The sequence below is a fragment of the Streptomyces coacervatus genome (assembly GCF_029223485.1).
GTDB lineage: Bacteria > Actinomycetota > Actinomycetes > Streptomycetales > Streptomycetaceae > Streptomyces > Streptomyces coacervatus.
In genome coordinates this window covers 577,032-592,323 of the sequence record NZ_JARHTP010000004.1, presented here as the reverse complement: position 1 = coordinate 592,323, position 15,292 = coordinate 577,032, and the positions used below count along the sequence as shown (strand labels likewise).

The 15,292-nt window shown below is 69.9% G+C and carries 13 protein-coding genes; 6 read left to right on the top strand and 7 right to left on the bottom strand.

What is annotated here, in order from left to right:
* Positions 1-26 precede the first annotated feature (26 nt).
* On the bottom strand, positions 27-1,370 hold the full coding sequence (locus P2Q00_RS13600) for an amidase (protein ID WP_275772680.1): 1,344 nt from the start codon (positions 1,368-1,370) through the stop codon (positions 27-29).
* Between the two features lie 267 nt (positions 1,371-1,637).
* Here P2Q00_RS13600 and P2Q00_RS13595 point away from each other — a divergent pair, with 267 nt between their 5' ends.
* The 3 genes from P2Q00_RS13595 to P2Q00_RS13585 are packed head-to-tail and all read left to right on the top strand — an operon-like array spanning position 1,638 to position 7,394.
* Complete coding sequence (locus P2Q00_RS13595; protein ID WP_275772720.1) at positions 1,638-3,992, top strand: alpha-L-fucosidase; 2,355 nt, start codon at positions 1,638-1,640, stop codon at positions 3,990-3,992.
* On the top strand, positions 3,985-5,832 hold the full coding sequence (locus P2Q00_RS13590) for a glycoside hydrolase family 20 protein (protein WP_275772679.1): 1,848 nt from the start codon (positions 3,985-3,987) through the stop codon (positions 5,830-5,832). The genes P2Q00_RS13595 and P2Q00_RS13590 overlap by 8 nt, the downstream gene beginning before the upstream one ends.
* Positions 5,833-5,852: 20 nt before the next feature.
* Positions 5,853-7,394 carry an alpha-L-fucosidase gene (locus tag P2Q00_RS13585; protein WP_275772678.1) on the top strand — a complete coding sequence of 514 codons (1,542 nt, stop codon included), beginning with the start codon at positions 5,853-5,855 and terminating at the stop codon, positions 7,392-7,394.
* Between the two features lie 39 nt (positions 7,395-7,433).
* Here P2Q00_RS13585 and P2Q00_RS13580 read toward each other — a convergent pair whose 3' ends face one another.
* From P2Q00_RS13580 to P2Q00_RS13570, 3 genes are all read right to left on the bottom strand, one after another.
* Positions 7,434-8,060 carry a DedA family protein gene (locus P2Q00_RS13580; protein WP_275772677.1) on the bottom strand — a complete coding sequence of 209 codons (627 nt, stop codon included), beginning with the start codon at positions 8,058-8,060 and terminating at the stop codon, positions 7,434-7,436.
* 113 nt (positions 8,061-8,173) lie between these two features.
* Complete coding sequence (locus tag P2Q00_RS13575) at positions 8,174-9,079, bottom strand: Sco1979 family transcriptional regulator (protein WP_275772676.1); 906 nt, start codon at positions 9,077-9,079, stop codon at positions 8,174-8,176.
* A 159-nt stretch (positions 9,080-9,238) separates the two neighbouring features.
* Positions 9,239-9,481 (bottom strand): DUF397 domain-containing protein, encoded by a 243-nt coding sequence (locus P2Q00_RS13570; protein ID WP_275772674.1) that lies wholly within the window; start codon positions 9,479-9,481, stop codon positions 9,239-9,241.
* 243 nt (positions 9,482-9,724) lie between these two features.
* On the opposite strand from P2Q00_RS13570, the gene P2Q00_RS13565 reads away from it, so the two are divergent.
* Positions 9,725-10,273: an ATP-binding protein gene (locus P2Q00_RS13565; RefSeq protein WP_275772673.1), complete on the top strand. Its 549-nt coding sequence runs from the start codon at positions 9,725-9,727 to the stop codon at positions 10,271-10,273.
* A 72-nt stretch (positions 10,274-10,345) separates the two neighbouring features.
* Positions 10,346-10,654 carry a protease inhibitor I42 family protein gene (locus P2Q00_RS13560; RefSeq protein WP_275772672.1) on the top strand — a complete coding sequence of 103 codons (309 nt, stop codon included), beginning with the start codon at positions 10,346-10,348 and terminating at the stop codon, positions 10,652-10,654.
* 61 nt (positions 10,655-10,715) lie between these two features.
* Here the strand turns inward: P2Q00_RS13560 and P2Q00_RS13555 are convergent, their stop codons facing one another.
* The 3 genes from P2Q00_RS13555 to P2Q00_RS13545 all read right to left on the bottom strand — a co-directional run bounded on the left by P2Q00_RS13555 (position 10,716) and on the right by P2Q00_RS13545 (position 13,779).
* A complete protein-coding gene (locus P2Q00_RS13555; RefSeq protein WP_275772671.1) occupies positions 10,716-11,231 on the bottom strand; it encodes a hypothetical protein in 516 nt (171 codons plus the stop codon).
* Between the two features lie 31 nt (positions 11,232-11,262).
* Complete coding sequence (locus P2Q00_RS13550) at positions 11,263-12,372, bottom strand: C1 family peptidase (RefSeq protein ID WP_275772670.1); 1,110 nt, start codon at positions 12,370-12,372, stop codon at positions 11,263-11,265.
* 396 nt (positions 12,373-12,768) lie between these two features.
* On the bottom strand, positions 12,769-13,779 hold the full coding sequence (locus P2Q00_RS13545) for a LacI family DNA-binding transcriptional regulator (RefSeq protein WP_275772719.1): 1,011 nt from the start codon (positions 13,777-13,779) through the stop codon (positions 12,769-12,771).
* Positions 13,780-13,998: 219 nt separating this feature from the next.
* Here P2Q00_RS13545 and P2Q00_RS13540 point away from each other — a divergent pair, with 219 nt between their 5' ends.
* On the top strand, positions 13,999-15,291 hold the full coding sequence (locus P2Q00_RS13540) for an ABC transporter substrate-binding protein (RefSeq protein WP_275772669.1): 1,293 nt from the start codon (positions 13,999-14,001) through the stop codon (positions 15,289-15,291).
* Position 15,292: the final 1 nt, after the last annotated feature.

Below are 15,292 nucleotides of genomic sequence, written 5' to 3'. Positions count from 1 at the left end.
GTTCTAGGTCGGGTGGAACATAACCCCTACTCCAGCGGCGCCGTCCGCTGCCATGGATGCAGCTTCTCCAACTGCTGCGCCACCTCCAGCAGCATCGCCTCCGAGCCGGGGCGGCCCACCAGTTGGACGGCACAGGGGGCGCCGGAGGGCAGGCTGCCGAACGGGACGGACATGGCCGGCCAGCCGGTCAGGTTCCACGGCGGGGTCAGGGGCGAGTAGTTGGTGTTGGCGAGGACGTTGGCCAGCCAGCCGCGCTCGTGCCAGGCCTCCGACTTGGGGGAACGGCGGGCCAGCGCGGGCGTGAGCAGGACGTCGTACTCGGCGAAGAACGGCTCCATGCGGCGGCGCAGCTGCTCCCGGCTGTCGCCGGTGCGGACGCTGCTCAGGAAACGGCGGCCGATGGTGGCGTGCACACGGGTGCGTCGGGTGAGCAGACGCGGGTCCAGGCCCTGGGCGTCCACCGCAGTGCCCGCGGTCCAGTGGGCGAGGGACATCGTGCTCAGGGAGAGCGGGTAGGGCGGGTCGGCGCGGCGGACCTGGTGGCCGGCCTTGATCAGGACGGCGGCCGCGTCCCGGGCGGCGGCCGTGTACGGCTTGCTGATCGTGACGCCGGCCAGCGGGCTGCGCAGCGAGACGGCGATCTTGCGCATGGCGGGCTCGGACGGCGCCGCGGCCTCGGTGTCCGCCAGGACCGACAGCATCAGCCGTACGTCCTCGACACTCGTCGCGAGCGGACCGTTCTCCGACATACCGAACCAGTCGCCGTCGCCGATGCCCGCCGGGACGACCCCGTGGCCCGGCTTGATGGTGACCAGGCCGCAGTTGGCGGCCGGGATGCGCAGCGAGCCCATGCCGTCGTTACCGAGGGCGATCGGCACCAGGCCGGCGGCGACCGCGGCAGCGCTGCCGCCCGAGGAACCGCCCGCCGTGCGGGTCGGGTCCCAGGGGTTGCGGGCGGTGCCGTGGACGCCCTCGGTGGTGCCGAAGATGCACAGCTCGGGCACGTTCGTCAGGCCCACGACCACCGCGCCCGCCGCCCGCAGCCGGGCCACCGTGATGTGATCCTCGGTGGCGGGCGTGTCCGGTGTCGCCGCCGAGCCGACGCGGTTGGACTCGCCGCGCACCGCAAGGTTGTCCTTGACCGCCACCGGCACGCCGGCCAGCGGCAGTTCGGCCAGATCGTCGCGGGAGGCCAGCTCGTCGGCCTCGGCGAGCGCCGCCTCGGCACGCACGACCCGGAATGCTCCGACCCGCCCGTCGAGCCGCTCGATCCGGTCGAGGTGCTCGGCCACCACTTCACGGGGCGTGGCCCGCTTCTCGCGTACGGCGGCGGCGATCTCGGCGGCGGTCCGGCCGACCCAGCTGGTCACGGGCGCTCCTCGGGGTGCGGTACAGGCAACTACTCATGAGTACGCAGAGCACTCTGCCCCGCTGCGGCCTCCGCGTCGAGAGCACTCGCTCTTGGACATTCGGGCGGCTCTTCTTGGACTTTTCGCGGGACGTCCGTCGGCCGCGACAACCTTCGCCCGCAGGTCATCCGATCAATGGGGCAACTCCGGCCCGATCACGCCCCATTGACAGGCTCCTGAGCCCGCCCAATCATCAGACATCGGATGAATCGGGAGCCGCTCATGAGTATGAGTCCCTGTCCAAGACGCCAGGTCCTGACTGCCGCGGCCGGAGTCGCCGCCGCGGCCGCCCTGCCCCTCACCACCTCGACCGAGGCGCAGGCCGCCGCACCGGTCGACGACCGCGCCGGATCACCCCACTGGGTCCCCGTCCCCGACCCGGTCCCCGTCCCGCTCGACAGCCTCTACGACAACGACGGCATCGACACCGCCTCCGCCCGCGGCGGCGACTTCGACGGCTCCGGCTACACGTTCCCGGGCGAGGAACTCCCCGTCGGCCGCGTCGAGGTCGAGGGCATCCCCTTCCTCTTCCCGGCAGCGACACAGGGTGCCAAGAACAACGTTGTCGCGCTCGGCCAGCGCATCGAACTCCCCAAGGGCCAGTACCTGTCGGCCGTGTTCCTCACCGCCGGCAGCTACGGCAACGCCTCCGGCAAGGTCACCGTCCATTACGCGGACGGCTCGACCAGCACCGCGGGCCTGACCGCCGCCGACTGGTACTCGGCGGGCGGCTCCCTGTCCGCGCCGTACCGCTACAAGCCGGACGGCACCAAGGACCAGCACAGCGTCGGGATCGGCACCTCGGAGGTGTGGACCGATCCGCGGCGCGAGACAGTCGCCGTCACCCTGCCGGTCGCCGGCCCGGCCGAGGTGAACAAGACGTCCCTGCACATCTTCGCCCTCTCCCTCCAACCCGTCGCCCAGGGACGGGCGTTGGCCCTGCGCGACGCCCACTCCACGAACTCCCTGCTGCCCGCCACCGGCGCCCAGAGCGTCGAAGCCACCGTCGTCAACGCCGGCACCGTCGCCGTCCTGGCCGCCGACGAGGTGTCCGTACGCGTCGATGCCCCCGGCGCCCGCACCGTCGAACCCGCCCGCATACGCCGCCTCGACCCCGGCGAACAGGCCCGCGTCCGCATCGGCATCCGCAACCGCACGGGCACCGCACCCGGAACGGAGCGGGACGGCTCGGTGACGCTCACCGGACGGGGCTCCCAAGTCGCCGCCAGCCACGGAAAGTTGACGCTCGGCACCGCCGACTACCAGCCCACCGAGGCCTCCCTCTCCGGCCACCAGGCGCCGTACTGGTTCCAGGGCGCCAAGTTCGGCATCTTCATCCACTGGGGCGTCTACGCGGTGCCCGCCTGGGCACCGGTCGGCAAGCAGTACGCCGAGTGGTACTGGGACCAGATGCAGGACCCGAACAACCCGACGTACGCATACCACCGCGACACCTACGGGGAGGACTTCGCGTACGACGACTTCATCCCGCGCTTCACCGCGGAGAAGTTCGACCCGCGGGCGTGGGTGGAGCTGTTCCGGGACGCCGGCGCCCAATACCACGTCCTGACCTCGAAGCATCACGAGGGCTTCGCCCTGTGGGACACCAAGGTCTCCGACCGCAACGCCGTGAAGCTGGGCCCGAAACGGGACCTGCTGAAGGAGCTGTACGACGCGTCCCGGCGCTACGCCCCCGAACTCCACCGCGGCCTCTACTTCTCCATGCCGGAATGGTTCAACCCCGACAACCCGTGGATGGGCCACGCCCCGCGCAACCCCTACACCCTCGACCCGGTCCCGTACACCGGATACACCGCAGGCAAGGACTATGTGAGGGACTACCAGGCCCCGCAGCTGCTGGAGCTGATCCACGGCTACGACCCGGAGCTCATCTGGTGCGACATCGGCGGCGTGAACGACAGCCTCCACGTCCTCGCCGACTACTTCGACCACGCCAAGAACCGGCCCCGTCCGGTCGACGTCACGGTCAACAACCGCTCGGGCATCGCCTTCCACGACTTCACGACCCCCGAGTACACGACGTACGAGAACACGGTCGTCGCCAAGTGGGAGTCCAGCCGCGGCCTCGACCCCTTCAGCTACGGCTACAACAGCGCGACCCCGGACGACGCCTACATGACAGCCGAGGAGGTCGTGCGCAGCCTCGTCGACATCGTCTCCAAGAACGGCAACTTCCTGCTCGACATCGGCCCGCGCGCCGACGGCACGATCCCGGAGATCATGCAGACCCGGCTGCGCGAGACGGGCGCCTGGCTGGCGGTCAACGGCGAGGCGATCTACGACACGACGTACTGGTCGCGCATGGCCCAGCTCGGCGACGACCTGCGCTTCACCGTCCGCCCCGACCAGGCCTTCTACATCCACTCCCTGACCCGGCCGGGCGCGAAGCTCACCGTCGAGGCGCCCGTCCCCGTCCAGACCGGCGACAAGGTGACGATGCTCGGCCACGACCGGGCCCTGACCTGGACCGTCAGCAAGGGAGCACTGGTGATCGACGTACCCGAGACAGCCCGGAAGGCGGGACAGCACGTGTGGGTGTTCAAGGTGGAGTGGCATGGGTGAGTTGAGAAAGAGACTGCTGGGGCTGTTCGGCAGTGCGGCGGCGCTGACGCTGCTGGTGGCGCCGACCTCGGCGGTCGCGCGGGACCAGCAGAAGGCGCCGGTCACCGTGCCGGCGCTGACCAACTGGGCATCGGAGTCCGGCAGTTATCAGTACGGCAGGGGCGTGCGGCTGGTCGCCGACAGCCCGGCCGAGCGCCGGGTCGCGGACACCCTCGCCGACGATCTGCGGGCGGCGGGCCATGGCACCGTCCCGGTCGTCGGTGGTGGCGCCCGCACCGGCGACATCGTGATCGACGTACAGCCCGCGACGACCTCACTCGGCGCCGAGGGCTACGAACTCCACGCAGGCCGACGGCTGTCGGTGACCGGCGCCACCGAGACCGGCGCCTTCTACGGCACCCGTACCCTCCTCCAGCTCCTCGCGCAGGGCGACCGGATCCCCGCCGGGCGCACGGTCGACGTCCCGCGCTACAAGGAGCGGGGCGTCGGCGTCTGCGCCTGCTACATCCACATCACGCTGCCGTGGCTGGAGAACCTGGTCCGCGAGATGGCGTACAACAAGCTCAACCAGCTGCTCGTGGAGCTGAAGGTGAAGAGCGACGCGCATCCGGAGGCCGACACCTGGGGCTACTACACCAAGGACGAGATACGGCAGCTCGTCGCCCTCGGCGACAAGTACCACGTGGAGATCATCCCGGAGATCAACTCCCCGGGCCACATGGACCCCTGGATCGAGAACCGCCCCGACCTGCAGCTCACCGACTCCGACGGCAACAAGCAGCCCGCCCGGCTCGACGTCACCCAGCAGGCGGGCTTCGACTACTACACCAGCCTCATGGACGAGTACGCCCAGGTCTTCACCGCCAAGTCCTGGCACATGGGCGCCGACGAGTACATGCTCGGCTCCGACTACTCCAAGTACCCGCAGATGCTGCGCTACGCCCAGGAGAAGTACGGCGCGAGCGCCACCCCGCAGGATGCCTACATCGACTTCATCAACCGCGTGCAGGCCTACGCCGCGAACAAGGGCAAGCAGCTGCGCATCTGGAACGACGGCCTCACCGGCGCCAACACCGTCCCGGTGGCGGCAGGCACGACGGTCGAGCACTGGCTGAACGTGACCACCAAACCCAGCCAACTCATCGCCCAGGGCTACCCGTTGATGAACGCCGCCTACTCGCTCTACCTGATCCGCGGCGGTTTCCACAGCGACACCGAGTCCCTCTACGACCAGAGTTGGGACCCGCGCAGCTTCGACGGCGAGAAGCTGGCGTCCAGCAAGGGGATCACCGGGGCGAAGATCAGCCTCTGGCCGGACAACGGCCGCGGTGAGACCGAGAACGAGGTCGCCGTCGAACTCTGGCCCGCACTACGGCACATCGCGCAGACCACCTGGGGCGACCCCCATCCCGACGCCACTTACGCCGAGTTCACGGCGCGTGGTACGGACGTCGGGCACGCGCCCGGGTGGCGGGACCTGACACGGCTTCCGCTGGCGGACGGCACGTACACCTTCCGTACCACCGGCGCGTCCTTCGAAGCCGACATCACGCGCACCGCCGACGGATACGCGACCGTGCGCACCGCGGAAGGCTGCCTGGAGGTGAGCGGCGGCAAGCTGACCCTCAATGTGCCGCTCCAGCCCGGCGTCGAGGCGACCTGGAAGGCGTGCGACGCGACCGACACCCTGCAGCGCTGGCAGCTGACCCCCGCGTCCGACGGCTTCCAGCTGGTCAATGTGATCACGCAGATGGCGCTGACCGTGACGGGCGACGGCCGGCTCGTGCAGTACCCGCCGGACCAGCGCACCCCCGCCGTCTGGCACCTGACCGCACCCTGATGTGAGGAGTGGACCTCAAAATGGCCCTCTCAAGACGCCTCTTCGTGACCTCGGCGGCCGTGCTCGCCACCACCGGCCTGCCCGCGCTGCCGGCCTCGGCATCCCCGCGGCCTGCCGAATCCCGCTACCGCATCCCCGTCAGCCCCGACGACACCGCGGACGAGCTGGTCCGCAAGGCCTCCCAAGTCCGGCCCACCGCACGGCAGATCGCCTGGCAGGCCCTGGAACAGACCGCGTTCCTGCACTTCGGCGTGAACACTTTCACCGGCCTGGAGTGGGGTACCGGTGACGAGGACCCCAATGTCTTCCAGCCGACCGGCCTGGACACCGACCAGTGGGCCCGCGCCCTGCGCGACGGCGGCTTCAAGCTCGCCATCCTCACCGTCAAACACCACGACGGCTTCGTCCTCTACCCCTCCCGTTACACCAACCACACGGTGGCGTCGAGCAGTTGGGAGGGCGGCCACGGCGACGTGCTGCGTTCCTTCGCCGACTCCATGCGCCGCTACGGCCTCAAGGTCGGCGTCTACATCTCGCCCGCCGACGAGAACCAGTACCTGCACGGCGTGTACGCCAACGGCAGCGCCCGCGCCACCCGGACCATCCCGACCCTCGTCGACGGCGACACCCGCTCCCCGGACCGCTTCTACACTCTGGACGCCACCGACTACGGCGCCCACATGCTCAACACCCTCTACGAGGTGCTCACCCAGTACGGCCCGATCGACGAGGTCTGGTTCGACGGCGCCCAGGGCCGCATCCCGCCGGGCAAGGTCGAGGACTACGACTGGGACGGCTGGTACACCCTGGTCAGGTCACTGGCCCCGGAAGCGGCGATCGCCGTGACCGGCCCGGATCTGCGGTGGGTCGGCAACGAGGCCGGCACCGCGCGGGAGAACGAGTGGAGTGTCATCCCGGTCAAGGAGAACCAGTACGGCCGCACGGACTGGGCGCTGTCGTACGACACGCCCGACGAGGGCAGCCGCACCGCGCTCGTCACTGCGCTGCCGAACACCGACTACCTGCAGTGGTGGCCCGCCGAGTGCGACGTGTCGATCCACGACGGCTGGTTCTACCACCCCGATCAGCTCCCCAAGAGCGTCGACGACTTGATCGACATCTACTTCGGTTCGGTGGGCCGCAACGCGGTCCTGCTGCTCAACGTCCCGCCGGACACCGACGGCCTGCTGGCGGACCGGGACGTGGCACGGCTGCGCGAGTTCCGCGAACGCGTGGACCGCGAGCTGCCCGAGGACCTGGCGCGCGGAGCCCGGACCACCGTCTCGCCGGGGCAGGTCGCCGTCGACCTCGGCACGGAACGGGAGGTGGACCGCATCCGGCTGGCCGAGGACATCCGGCACGGCCAGCAGGTCGAGAGCTTCGTCGTCGAGGCGTACCGCGACGGCGCCTGGACGCAGGTCACCGGCGCCGGAACGATCGGCGCGAGCCGCATCCTGCTCCTGCCGACGCCGATACGGGCCCGACGGTGGCGGCTGCGGGTGACGGGGGCGCGGGACGCCGTACGGATCGCGCGGTTCGAGCTGTACCGGTCACGGGTCTGAGGCGTACCCGCGGCGATGATCCACAGGCCGGACGCGAGGTCAATTCACCGGGGCTTTTGGGCTGCCGGAGCGTCGGTGCAGGCGGATCCGCCAGACGACCAGGGCCACGACGACGGCCGCGGCAGCGGCCAGGGCGACGGTCCGGCCGACCAGGCTCACGGCCCGCTCGTAGGCGGCTCCCGCGGCATAGCCGAGGAGGACGTTGCCGACGCCCCAGATCAGGCCGGCCAGGGCGTTGTAGAGCAGGAAGCGGCGGTACGGCATGTCCGACGCGCCCGCCATCGCCGGGACGAGGGACCGGAAGAAGCCGACGAAACGGCCGACGAACACCGCTGCCGGGCCGCGCCGCCGGATCAGGTCGCGCGCCTTGTCCACGCCCTCGGCCCGCCGGCGCAGGGGGCGGCGGTCGAGAAGCGGCGGTCCGAGCCGTCGGCCGATCTCGTACCCGACGCTGTCCCCGGCGATCGCCGCCAGGACGACGGCGACCGTCAGCCAGGCCAGGTCGACGGTGCCCTGCCGGGCCAGCACACCGCCGACGATCACAGCGGTCTCGCCCGGCAGCAGAAACCCGACGAACAGCGCGTCCTCGGCGAACACCATGGCCGTTACCACGACGTACACCACGGCCCCGGACAGCCCGGCGAGCCAGTCGACAAGAGCGTGCATCTGCCGACTCCTTCCCAGCCCCTTACGAGTACCCGGCAGGAGCGGTCTCGCCCGAGGCCGTGCGGAGCAGCAGAAAGTACACCGCGGTCCTGGTCAGGACCGGCGCGGCGGGCTCAGATCTCCTTGAGGACCTGTTCCAGGAAGGGCACCGAGTCCACGGGCGGCGAGGCCACCAGGCTGAGGCGGTCCATGACCGCGAGGTAGTGGTCGACCTCCTCGGGTTTGTCCAGGTACAGGGCGCTGGAGAGCTGCTCCAGGTAGACGACGTCCGGCAGGTCGGGGACGGGGAAGCGCAGCACGGTGATCGGCCCGCCGGCCGCCGCATGGCCGCCGACGTGGAAGGGCAGCACCTGGAGCGTCACATTCGGCCATGCGGCCGCCGCGATGAGGTGCTGCAGCTGGGCACGCATCACCGCGGCCCCGCCGAGCGGACGGCGCAGTGCCGCCTCGTCCACCACGACCCACAGCTTCGGCGCGTCCGGCCGGGAGAGCAGTTCCTGCCGGGTCATGCGCAGCTCGACCCGGCGCGCGATGGCGTCCGGGGAGGTGATGGGGTGGCCGAGCCGGATGACGGCCTCGGCGTACGCGGGGGTCTGCAGCAGGCCGGGGACGAACTGGACTTCGTAGGTACGGATGAGGGAGGCGGCCTCTTCCAGGCCCAGATGCTGCTCGAACCAGCCCGGGAAGGCGTCGCCGTACGCACGCCACCAGCCGGGTTCGTTGGCTCGCCGTACCGAATCCAGGAACTCCTGGCGTACGGCCGGGTCGCGGACGCCGTACAGGGTGAGCAGGTCGGCGATGTCACGCTGCTTGAAGCCCACCCGGCCCAGCTCCATGCGGCACAGCTTGGCGTCCGAGGCGCGTATCGCCGAAGCGGCCGTGTCCCGGCTGATGCCCAGGGATTCGCGCAGGCGGCGCAGGCGTGTGCCCAGCATGATGCGCTGCACCGTCGGCCCGCCGCGGCGCAGGCTCAGGACGTCGACATCGGAGGGAATGGGTTCGCGCTGAACTGCCGTCATGGTCATCCCCTCGGCCGCCGCACCGGCTGCTGCTGCATGTATTCGGGACTCAACCAAGGAGAGTAGCACCGAGGCGTCGTACGGCTGCGGTGCGTGAAGTGGCCGGAAGGCGCCGACCGTCGACCGGCGCCTTCCGGCTGTCCGCGGGTGTGCCCGACCTCAGCCGGCGGGGAGTAGGCCGTCGAAGTCGCCGTCCTTCACACCGCGGACGAAGGCGGAGATCTCGGCGCTGGTGTAGACGAGCGCCGGACCCTGGGGGTGGCGGGAGTTGCGGACGGCGACGCTGCCGTCCGGGAGGGCGGCGAGCTCGACGCAGTTGCCCTCGGGGTTGCTGTGGTGGCTCTTGCGCCAGACCGCCTCTGCCAGCTCGGTGGCAGGCATGCCGTTGCTCACGTGCTGCATCTGAACCTCTTTGAGATGAAGTCGCGTTGAGGTGGACTCGCGGTCGGCGCTGCAATTGCATCTTCAATTGCATCCACGGGTGGTGTGCGGGACGATAGCGCCCGGCGCCCGCCACTGGCAAGATCGTCTGCAATTGCAGCGGTAATTGCCGATGCACTTGCGTACGGACTGGCGGACGTAGCACGATACTTCGCACAGGTGTAGCGCTCGGTTGTTCTCTCCGCAGGGGTACCAGGGGGCGCGATGTCCGCAGAGCAGGTCGCAGAACCGGTCAACCCCCTGCATATCGAGGCGACTTGGCAGTGGCTGTGCCAGGCCGTGGATCACATCGGCCGGCCCGGACCCGGGCTGAGCTTCCCCCTCGCCCCCAGCTCCGAGGACGGGCCCGGCCCCACCGACTGCTCGGTGCTCGTCGTACCGCCGATTCCCCAATCCGCCCACATCGCCCGCGACTTCACACGAACGACGCTCGTCGACCGGGCCGCGGACGAACGCGTCGAGGACGTGGCGGTCACCGTGTCGGAACTGGTCAGCAACGCCCTTCGCTACGGCCAGGCACCGGACGGCGAGGGGGAGTTGCATCCGGCGCTGTGGCTCGCCCACTGGGACCGCTGGTCCTGCGCCGTGTGTGCGGTCACCGACGAGAGCGATCTGATCCCCGTCGCCGTGGACGCCGAAGAGCTCGCCGAGTCGGGCCGCGGACTGCAGGTCGTCTCGGCGTTGAGTGACGCATGGGGCTTCAACCCCCGTCCCGACGGCGGAAAGGTCGTCTGGGCCCTGTTCCGGCTCTGACGCTGCGGTGGCTGGCCAGGACCTGCACCGCGGGGTACACCGATAGGACCAGAGCCGAGGAGGTGCGGTCCCGTGGGTGAAGTGCACGTGTCGGCGCAGGACGGCGAGGTGCGCGTGGGGCTCGGCGACGACCTCGTGGTGCGGCTGGCCGAGAACGCCACCACCGGGTACCGGTGGCACGTCGAGGGCATCGAGGGCGGGCTGGAGGTGGCGGCCAGCGACTATGCGCCGCCGGGAGAGCTGGCGCCGGGCGCCGGAGGGACCCGGGTGCTGCGGTTGCGGGCGACAAAGGCCGGTGAGGGGCGGCTGGAGCTCGTGCTCAGGCAGCCGTGGGGTGACGATGTGGCCGACCGGTACGCGCTGCGCGTCACCGTCGAGTGACGCGCGAGGGGCCGCGCCGGCACGGTCGGACGCGGCCCCTCGCCGAGCAGGGTGACAAGGGTTACAGCAGGTAGATCTCGTGGACCAGGCCGTCCGCCTCCTCACGGAAGGAGATCGGCCGGCCCGTCTGGCGGGCCTGGGAGGCCAGCGTCGTCAGCGCGGTGAACGCCCAGTCGCTGCCGTTGAAGATCTTCTTCCAGGCGCCGCCCTTGACATGCAGGAAGGCGTTGCGGGTCTGGTTGATGGACCACATCGCGTCGACGATCGCGTTCTGCGTCCACGTTCCCGTGACCGCCGTGGCGGCCTGCGCCGCCGCGAACGCCTGCAGGTCGCCGTGGAGTTCGGGCGTGATCGTCGGCCGGGCCTCGCCGGACGCCGTCTGCTCGAACCGCGCGATCATCACATCACTGGCCGGCTTGCCCGGCGCGCCGGGCGCGCTGCCGTTCAGGCCGACGTCCACACCCGGCGGCAGCAGTACGGGCCGGCCGGCCTCGTCCTGCTCGGCCGCGGAGCGGACCGCCTGCGTGGTGGGCGGCTGCTGCTTCGGCTGCTTGGGGCCGCTGTTCTGCGGGCTCATGTCGTGCTCTCCTCTCCCTGGTTCCGCGGTCTCACCAGGCGTAGATCTGCTGGACGCTGCCGTTGTCCTCGTACAGGCCGACCTTGGCGCCGTTCGCCTTGGACGCGGCGAGTTCGGCGAGCATCGCCGAGTCGGTCGCGCCGACGGAGCCGTTGAGGCTCAGCCAGCCGCGCAGCTCGCCGTACGCCCATACGTTGGCGTCGGCCTCGTTGCTCCACAGCGCGAGGATGCGCTGGTCGGGCAGCCAGTTGTGGATGAGCGTGCCGAGCGCCGCCACGTTGTGCCAGGTCTCGATTCCGCACTCGCCGTAACCGATGCGGAAGAAGCCCTGCTCGCCCCAGCCCGGACCCCAGCTGTTCTTGCCGATCCAGCACTGCTGCGCGTCGTCGTAGCCGACGAGCGTGACGCAGTGGCCGCCCGCGAGGTCACCGGTGCGATGCCGGTAGACGCCGCTCGAATAGCTGAAGAAGTCCTGGTAGACCAGGAAACAGGCGGTGATGGAGCCGTAGTTGGCGATATCCTCCTTCATCGCCGCCGGGTTGTTGGTGACCGACTGCCAACTGCGGATCTTCACCAGCCGGTTGGGCCAGTCGGCGTTGAGCTTCGAGGCGTCCTGGTCGCCCGCCGTGTACGGGAAGTACTCCTCGATGGTGATGCCGTTGTCGCGCGCCTGGTCGGCGAGGGGCTCCGGGAACCAGCCGTTGCCGCAGTTCCGGCCGGCCTGGCGGCCGTAGTAGTAGAAGGCCTGTGCCTCGGACAGGTCGACCGGGAGATAGGGCGCGCCGTAGCCGTAGCGAGTGACGTGCTCCATCATGCCCACGGTGCCGAAGGCCACGCAGGAACCGCACGAGCCCTGGTTCTTGACCGGCGTCGTGTAGTTCACGCCGCCGATGTTGCGCAGGTCGAACGCGGCGGGCGCGCCCACCGAGTCGGCGGTCGCCGCCACGGCGGCCGCGATGTTGCTCTGCTTCGCGTTCTCGATCGCGGAGCGGTCGCCGGAGTCGACGGGGACACCGAGGCGCACCACGCGCTGCTCCTCGGTGAGCGCCGTCATGCTGGTCGTGGTCATGTGCCACGGATTGCCCGCCTGGTCGAGTACCGACCTGAGGTGGTCGAGGTCCAGCGGGTCGCTGACAGGCATGAGGAACCCTCCTTCGTTCTCGGGGCGTGTCGGTGCCTTTGCCGGCCGCTGCACGGCGGGCAGGGCAGGGCGGAGCGCGAGCGGGCCCCGACGGGGCGGGGGCGCGTCCGTGACGCCGTGCGGGCACACGTCGCCGCACGGCGGGAAGCGGTGGGAACTACGACTACGAAAAGGCGGGGCGGACGGCGCTGCTCGCCGGATCACGCCTGGGTGAGATCACATTCTCTGAGAGGCTTTCACAGCCGTACCCCCGTAGATGAGCGACAGCGTGGCAACCCCCGGGGCTCCGCGGCTGTCGAGAGGCAGCTAAGCAGAGAACCGGGGGGTCGGGAATACGCCGGAATGGGGGTACCGCAAGGGAGAGGCCGCCCTCCTCTTGGCCGCCGGAGCGACGGCTCAGGCGCCCCGCGCCACCCCCGTGCTCTCCCGCACGATCACCCGGGGCACCGGCACCCGCACCGTCAGCGCCGGACCGCCGTCCAGCAGCGCGGTCAGTGCCCTGGCCGCCGTACGGCCGAATTCCACGCTGTCGCGGGACAGGGCGGACAGCCGCGGCTTGACCATGCGGCACAGGGCCGAGTCCTCCCAGGCCACCACCGACACGTCGGCCGGTACCGAGAAGCCGAGTTCGGTCGCGGTGGCCACGCCGGCGACGGCCATCACATCGTTGTCGTAGATCAGTGCGGTCGGGGGAGCGGGGCGCTCCAGGACCCGGCGGGTGACGGCCGCGCCCTCCGCGTCCGAGTAGTCGGTGGTCACCGACTCCACCTCGGTCAGGCCCCGGCGCACCGCCTCGGCGCGCAGAGTGCGGATACGGCGCTCGGTGTGGGCCAGGCCCGGAAGGCCCGCGATATGCACGATCCGGCGGTGGCCCAGCGCAGACAGCTCGTCCACGACCGAGGCCATCGCGCCCGCGTCGTCCGCCCACACCGTCGACAGGCCGGGGTGGCGTTCGTCGGGAGCGCCGCCGATCACCACGGCAGGCAGGCCGAGTTCGTCGAGGAGGCCGGGACGCGGGTCGTCGGTGCGGGGATCGACGACCAGGACGCCGTCCACTCGGTGCTCGGCCCACCAGCGCCGGTAGACCGCGCACTCGTCGGCGATGTCCTCCACCACCTGGAAGAGCAGGCCGAGATGACGCTCCGCCAGCACCTCCTGTATGCCCGAGACGAGTTGGAGGAAGAAGGAGTCGACGCCCAGGGTGTCGGCGGGGCGGGCCAGCACGAAACCGACCGTCGCCGCGCCCTCCCCGGACAGCTGACGGGCCGCCGTGCTGGGCCGCCAGCCCAGCTGCTCGGCGACCCGGCGCACACGGTCGCGGGTGCCGTCGGAGACGCCGGGCCGGCCGTTCAGAGCGAAGGAGACGGCGCTCTGGGACACCCCGGCATGCCGTGCGATGTCCTTCATCGTCGGGCGGCGCGCCGGTGACCGCTTGCCTGACACGGTGTTCCCCATTCCCCTGACACATTCCCACGTCAGTATGCACTAATGCGGTTCAGCTGGAACGCCCTAATGCGTATTAGCAACTAAAGAGATTAGCCCTGCTGGGGCCATTGACGGGCCTGTGAAACTGCGTGCAAGGTCTGCGTCGTTGGTCAACTCCGCCCCCAAGGAGGCCGGTTCACCGTGCCCGCATCCCGCAGAACCTTCGCCGCTGCCGCCGTCGCCGCCCTCGTCCTGCCGCTGAGCGCCTGCGGCTCCGGGAGCGACGACGGGGGATCGGCCGACGCCTCCGGCAAGGTCGAGGGCGACATCACCTTCCAGACCTGGAATCTCCGCGCCAACTTCAAGCCGTACTTCGAGGGCGTCATCGCCGGCTTCGAGAAGAAGTACCCCGGCACCCAGGTGAAGTGGATCGACCAGCCCGCCGAGGGCTACGCCGACAAGATCAGCGCGGACGCGGCCGGCGACACCCTGCCCGACGTCGTCAACGTCTCCCCGGACCTCGTCGCCCCGCTCGCCAAGGCAGGCCTCGCCCTCGACCTCGACAAGACGGCAGCCAAGTACAAGAAGGAGTATCTGGAAGGGGCTTGGGCCAGCCATCAGATACCAGGCATGACCGGCACGTACGCCTTCCCCTGGTACCTCAACACCGGCCCGCTGTTCTACAACAAGTCCCTGTTCAGCAAGGCCGGACTCAACCCCGACCAGCCCCCGAAGACATACGACGAACTCTTCGCCGACGCCCTGGAGCTGGCGAAGAAGAGCGACGGCAAGGTCGCCACCCTCGCCAACGTCCCCACCGTCGAGGACTTCGGCCGCTACGGCGTCGGGCTGATGAACAAACAGGGCACGGCCTTCTCCTTCAATGACACGAAGGGCATCGAACTCCTCACCAAATACAAGGAGTTGTACGACGCCAAGGCGCTCGACCCGCAGGCGCTGACCGCCACCCCCGAATCGTCCGGCAAGAAGTTCCTCACCGAGGCCGTCGCCATGAACCCCGGCAGCGCCCTCGACCTCGGCAACTTCAAGAAGAACGCGCCCAACCTGTACAGGAACATCGGCATCACCGATCAGATCACCAGCACCGGCCACGTCAACATGTACGTGATGGGCGTGATGGTCAACTCCAAGACCAAGCACACCCCTGCGGCCGTCGCCTTCGCGCACTACGTCACCGACGCCGAGCACCAGATGTCCTTCGCGAAGAAGGTCGCCATCTTCCCGAGCACCGCCGGCTCGCTCGACGACCCGTACTTCACCAAGGAGGACGGCACGGACGAGACGCGGGTGCGGATCGCCGCCGCCAAGTCGCTGAAGAACGCGGTGAATTACACGCCCGTCCTGTTCAGCGAGCAGATGAAGACCGCACTTCGGAACGAGGTGGCCAAGGCCCTACAGGGCAAGGAGAGCCCCAAGGCGGCTCTCGACAACGCTGTCAAGGCCTGCAACACGCTGCTCCAGCAGCAGGGCTAGT

Bases quoted from the DNA above. Each gene is read 5' to 3' on its own strand.
- P2Q00_RS13575 (WP_275772676.1), bottom strand. From the start codon at position 9,079: ATGACGGCAGTTCAGCGCGAACCCATTCCCTCCGATGTCGACGTCCTG.
- P2Q00_RS13580 (WP_275772677.1), bottom strand. From the start codon at position 8,060: ATGCACGCTCTTGTCGACTGGCTCGCCGGGCTGTCCGGGGCCGTGGTG.
- P2Q00_RS13565 (WP_275772673.1), top strand. From the start codon at position 9,725: ATGTCCGCAGAGCAGGTCGCAGAACCGGTCAACCCCCTGCATATCGAG.
- P2Q00_RS13595 (WP_275772720.1), top strand. From the start codon at position 1,638: ATGAGTCCCTGTCCAAGACGCCAGGTCCTGACTGCCGCGGCCGGAGTC.
- P2Q00_RS13550 (WP_275772670.1), bottom strand. From the start codon at position 12,372: ATGCCTGTCAGCGACCCGCTGGACCTCGACCACCTCAGGTCGGTACTC.
- P2Q00_RS13585 (WP_275772678.1), top strand. From the start codon at position 5,853: ATGGCCCTCTCAAGACGCCTCTTCGTGACCTCGGCGGCCGTGCTCGCC.
- P2Q00_RS13555 (WP_275772671.1), bottom strand. From the start codon at position 11,231: ATGAGCCCGCAGAACAGCGGCCCCAAGCAGCCGAAGCAGCAGCCGCCC.
- P2Q00_RS13590 (WP_275772679.1), top strand. From the start codon at position 3,985: ATGGGTGAGTTGAGAAAGAGACTGCTGGGGCTGTTCGGCAGTGCGGCG.
- P2Q00_RS13545 (WP_275772719.1), bottom strand. From the start codon at position 13,779: ATGAAGGACATCGCACGGCATGCCGGGGTGTCCCAGAGCGCCGTCTCC.
- P2Q00_RS13570 (WP_275772674.1), bottom strand. From the start codon at position 9,481: ATGCAGCACGTGAGCAACGGCATGCCTGCCACCGAGCTGGCAGAGGCG.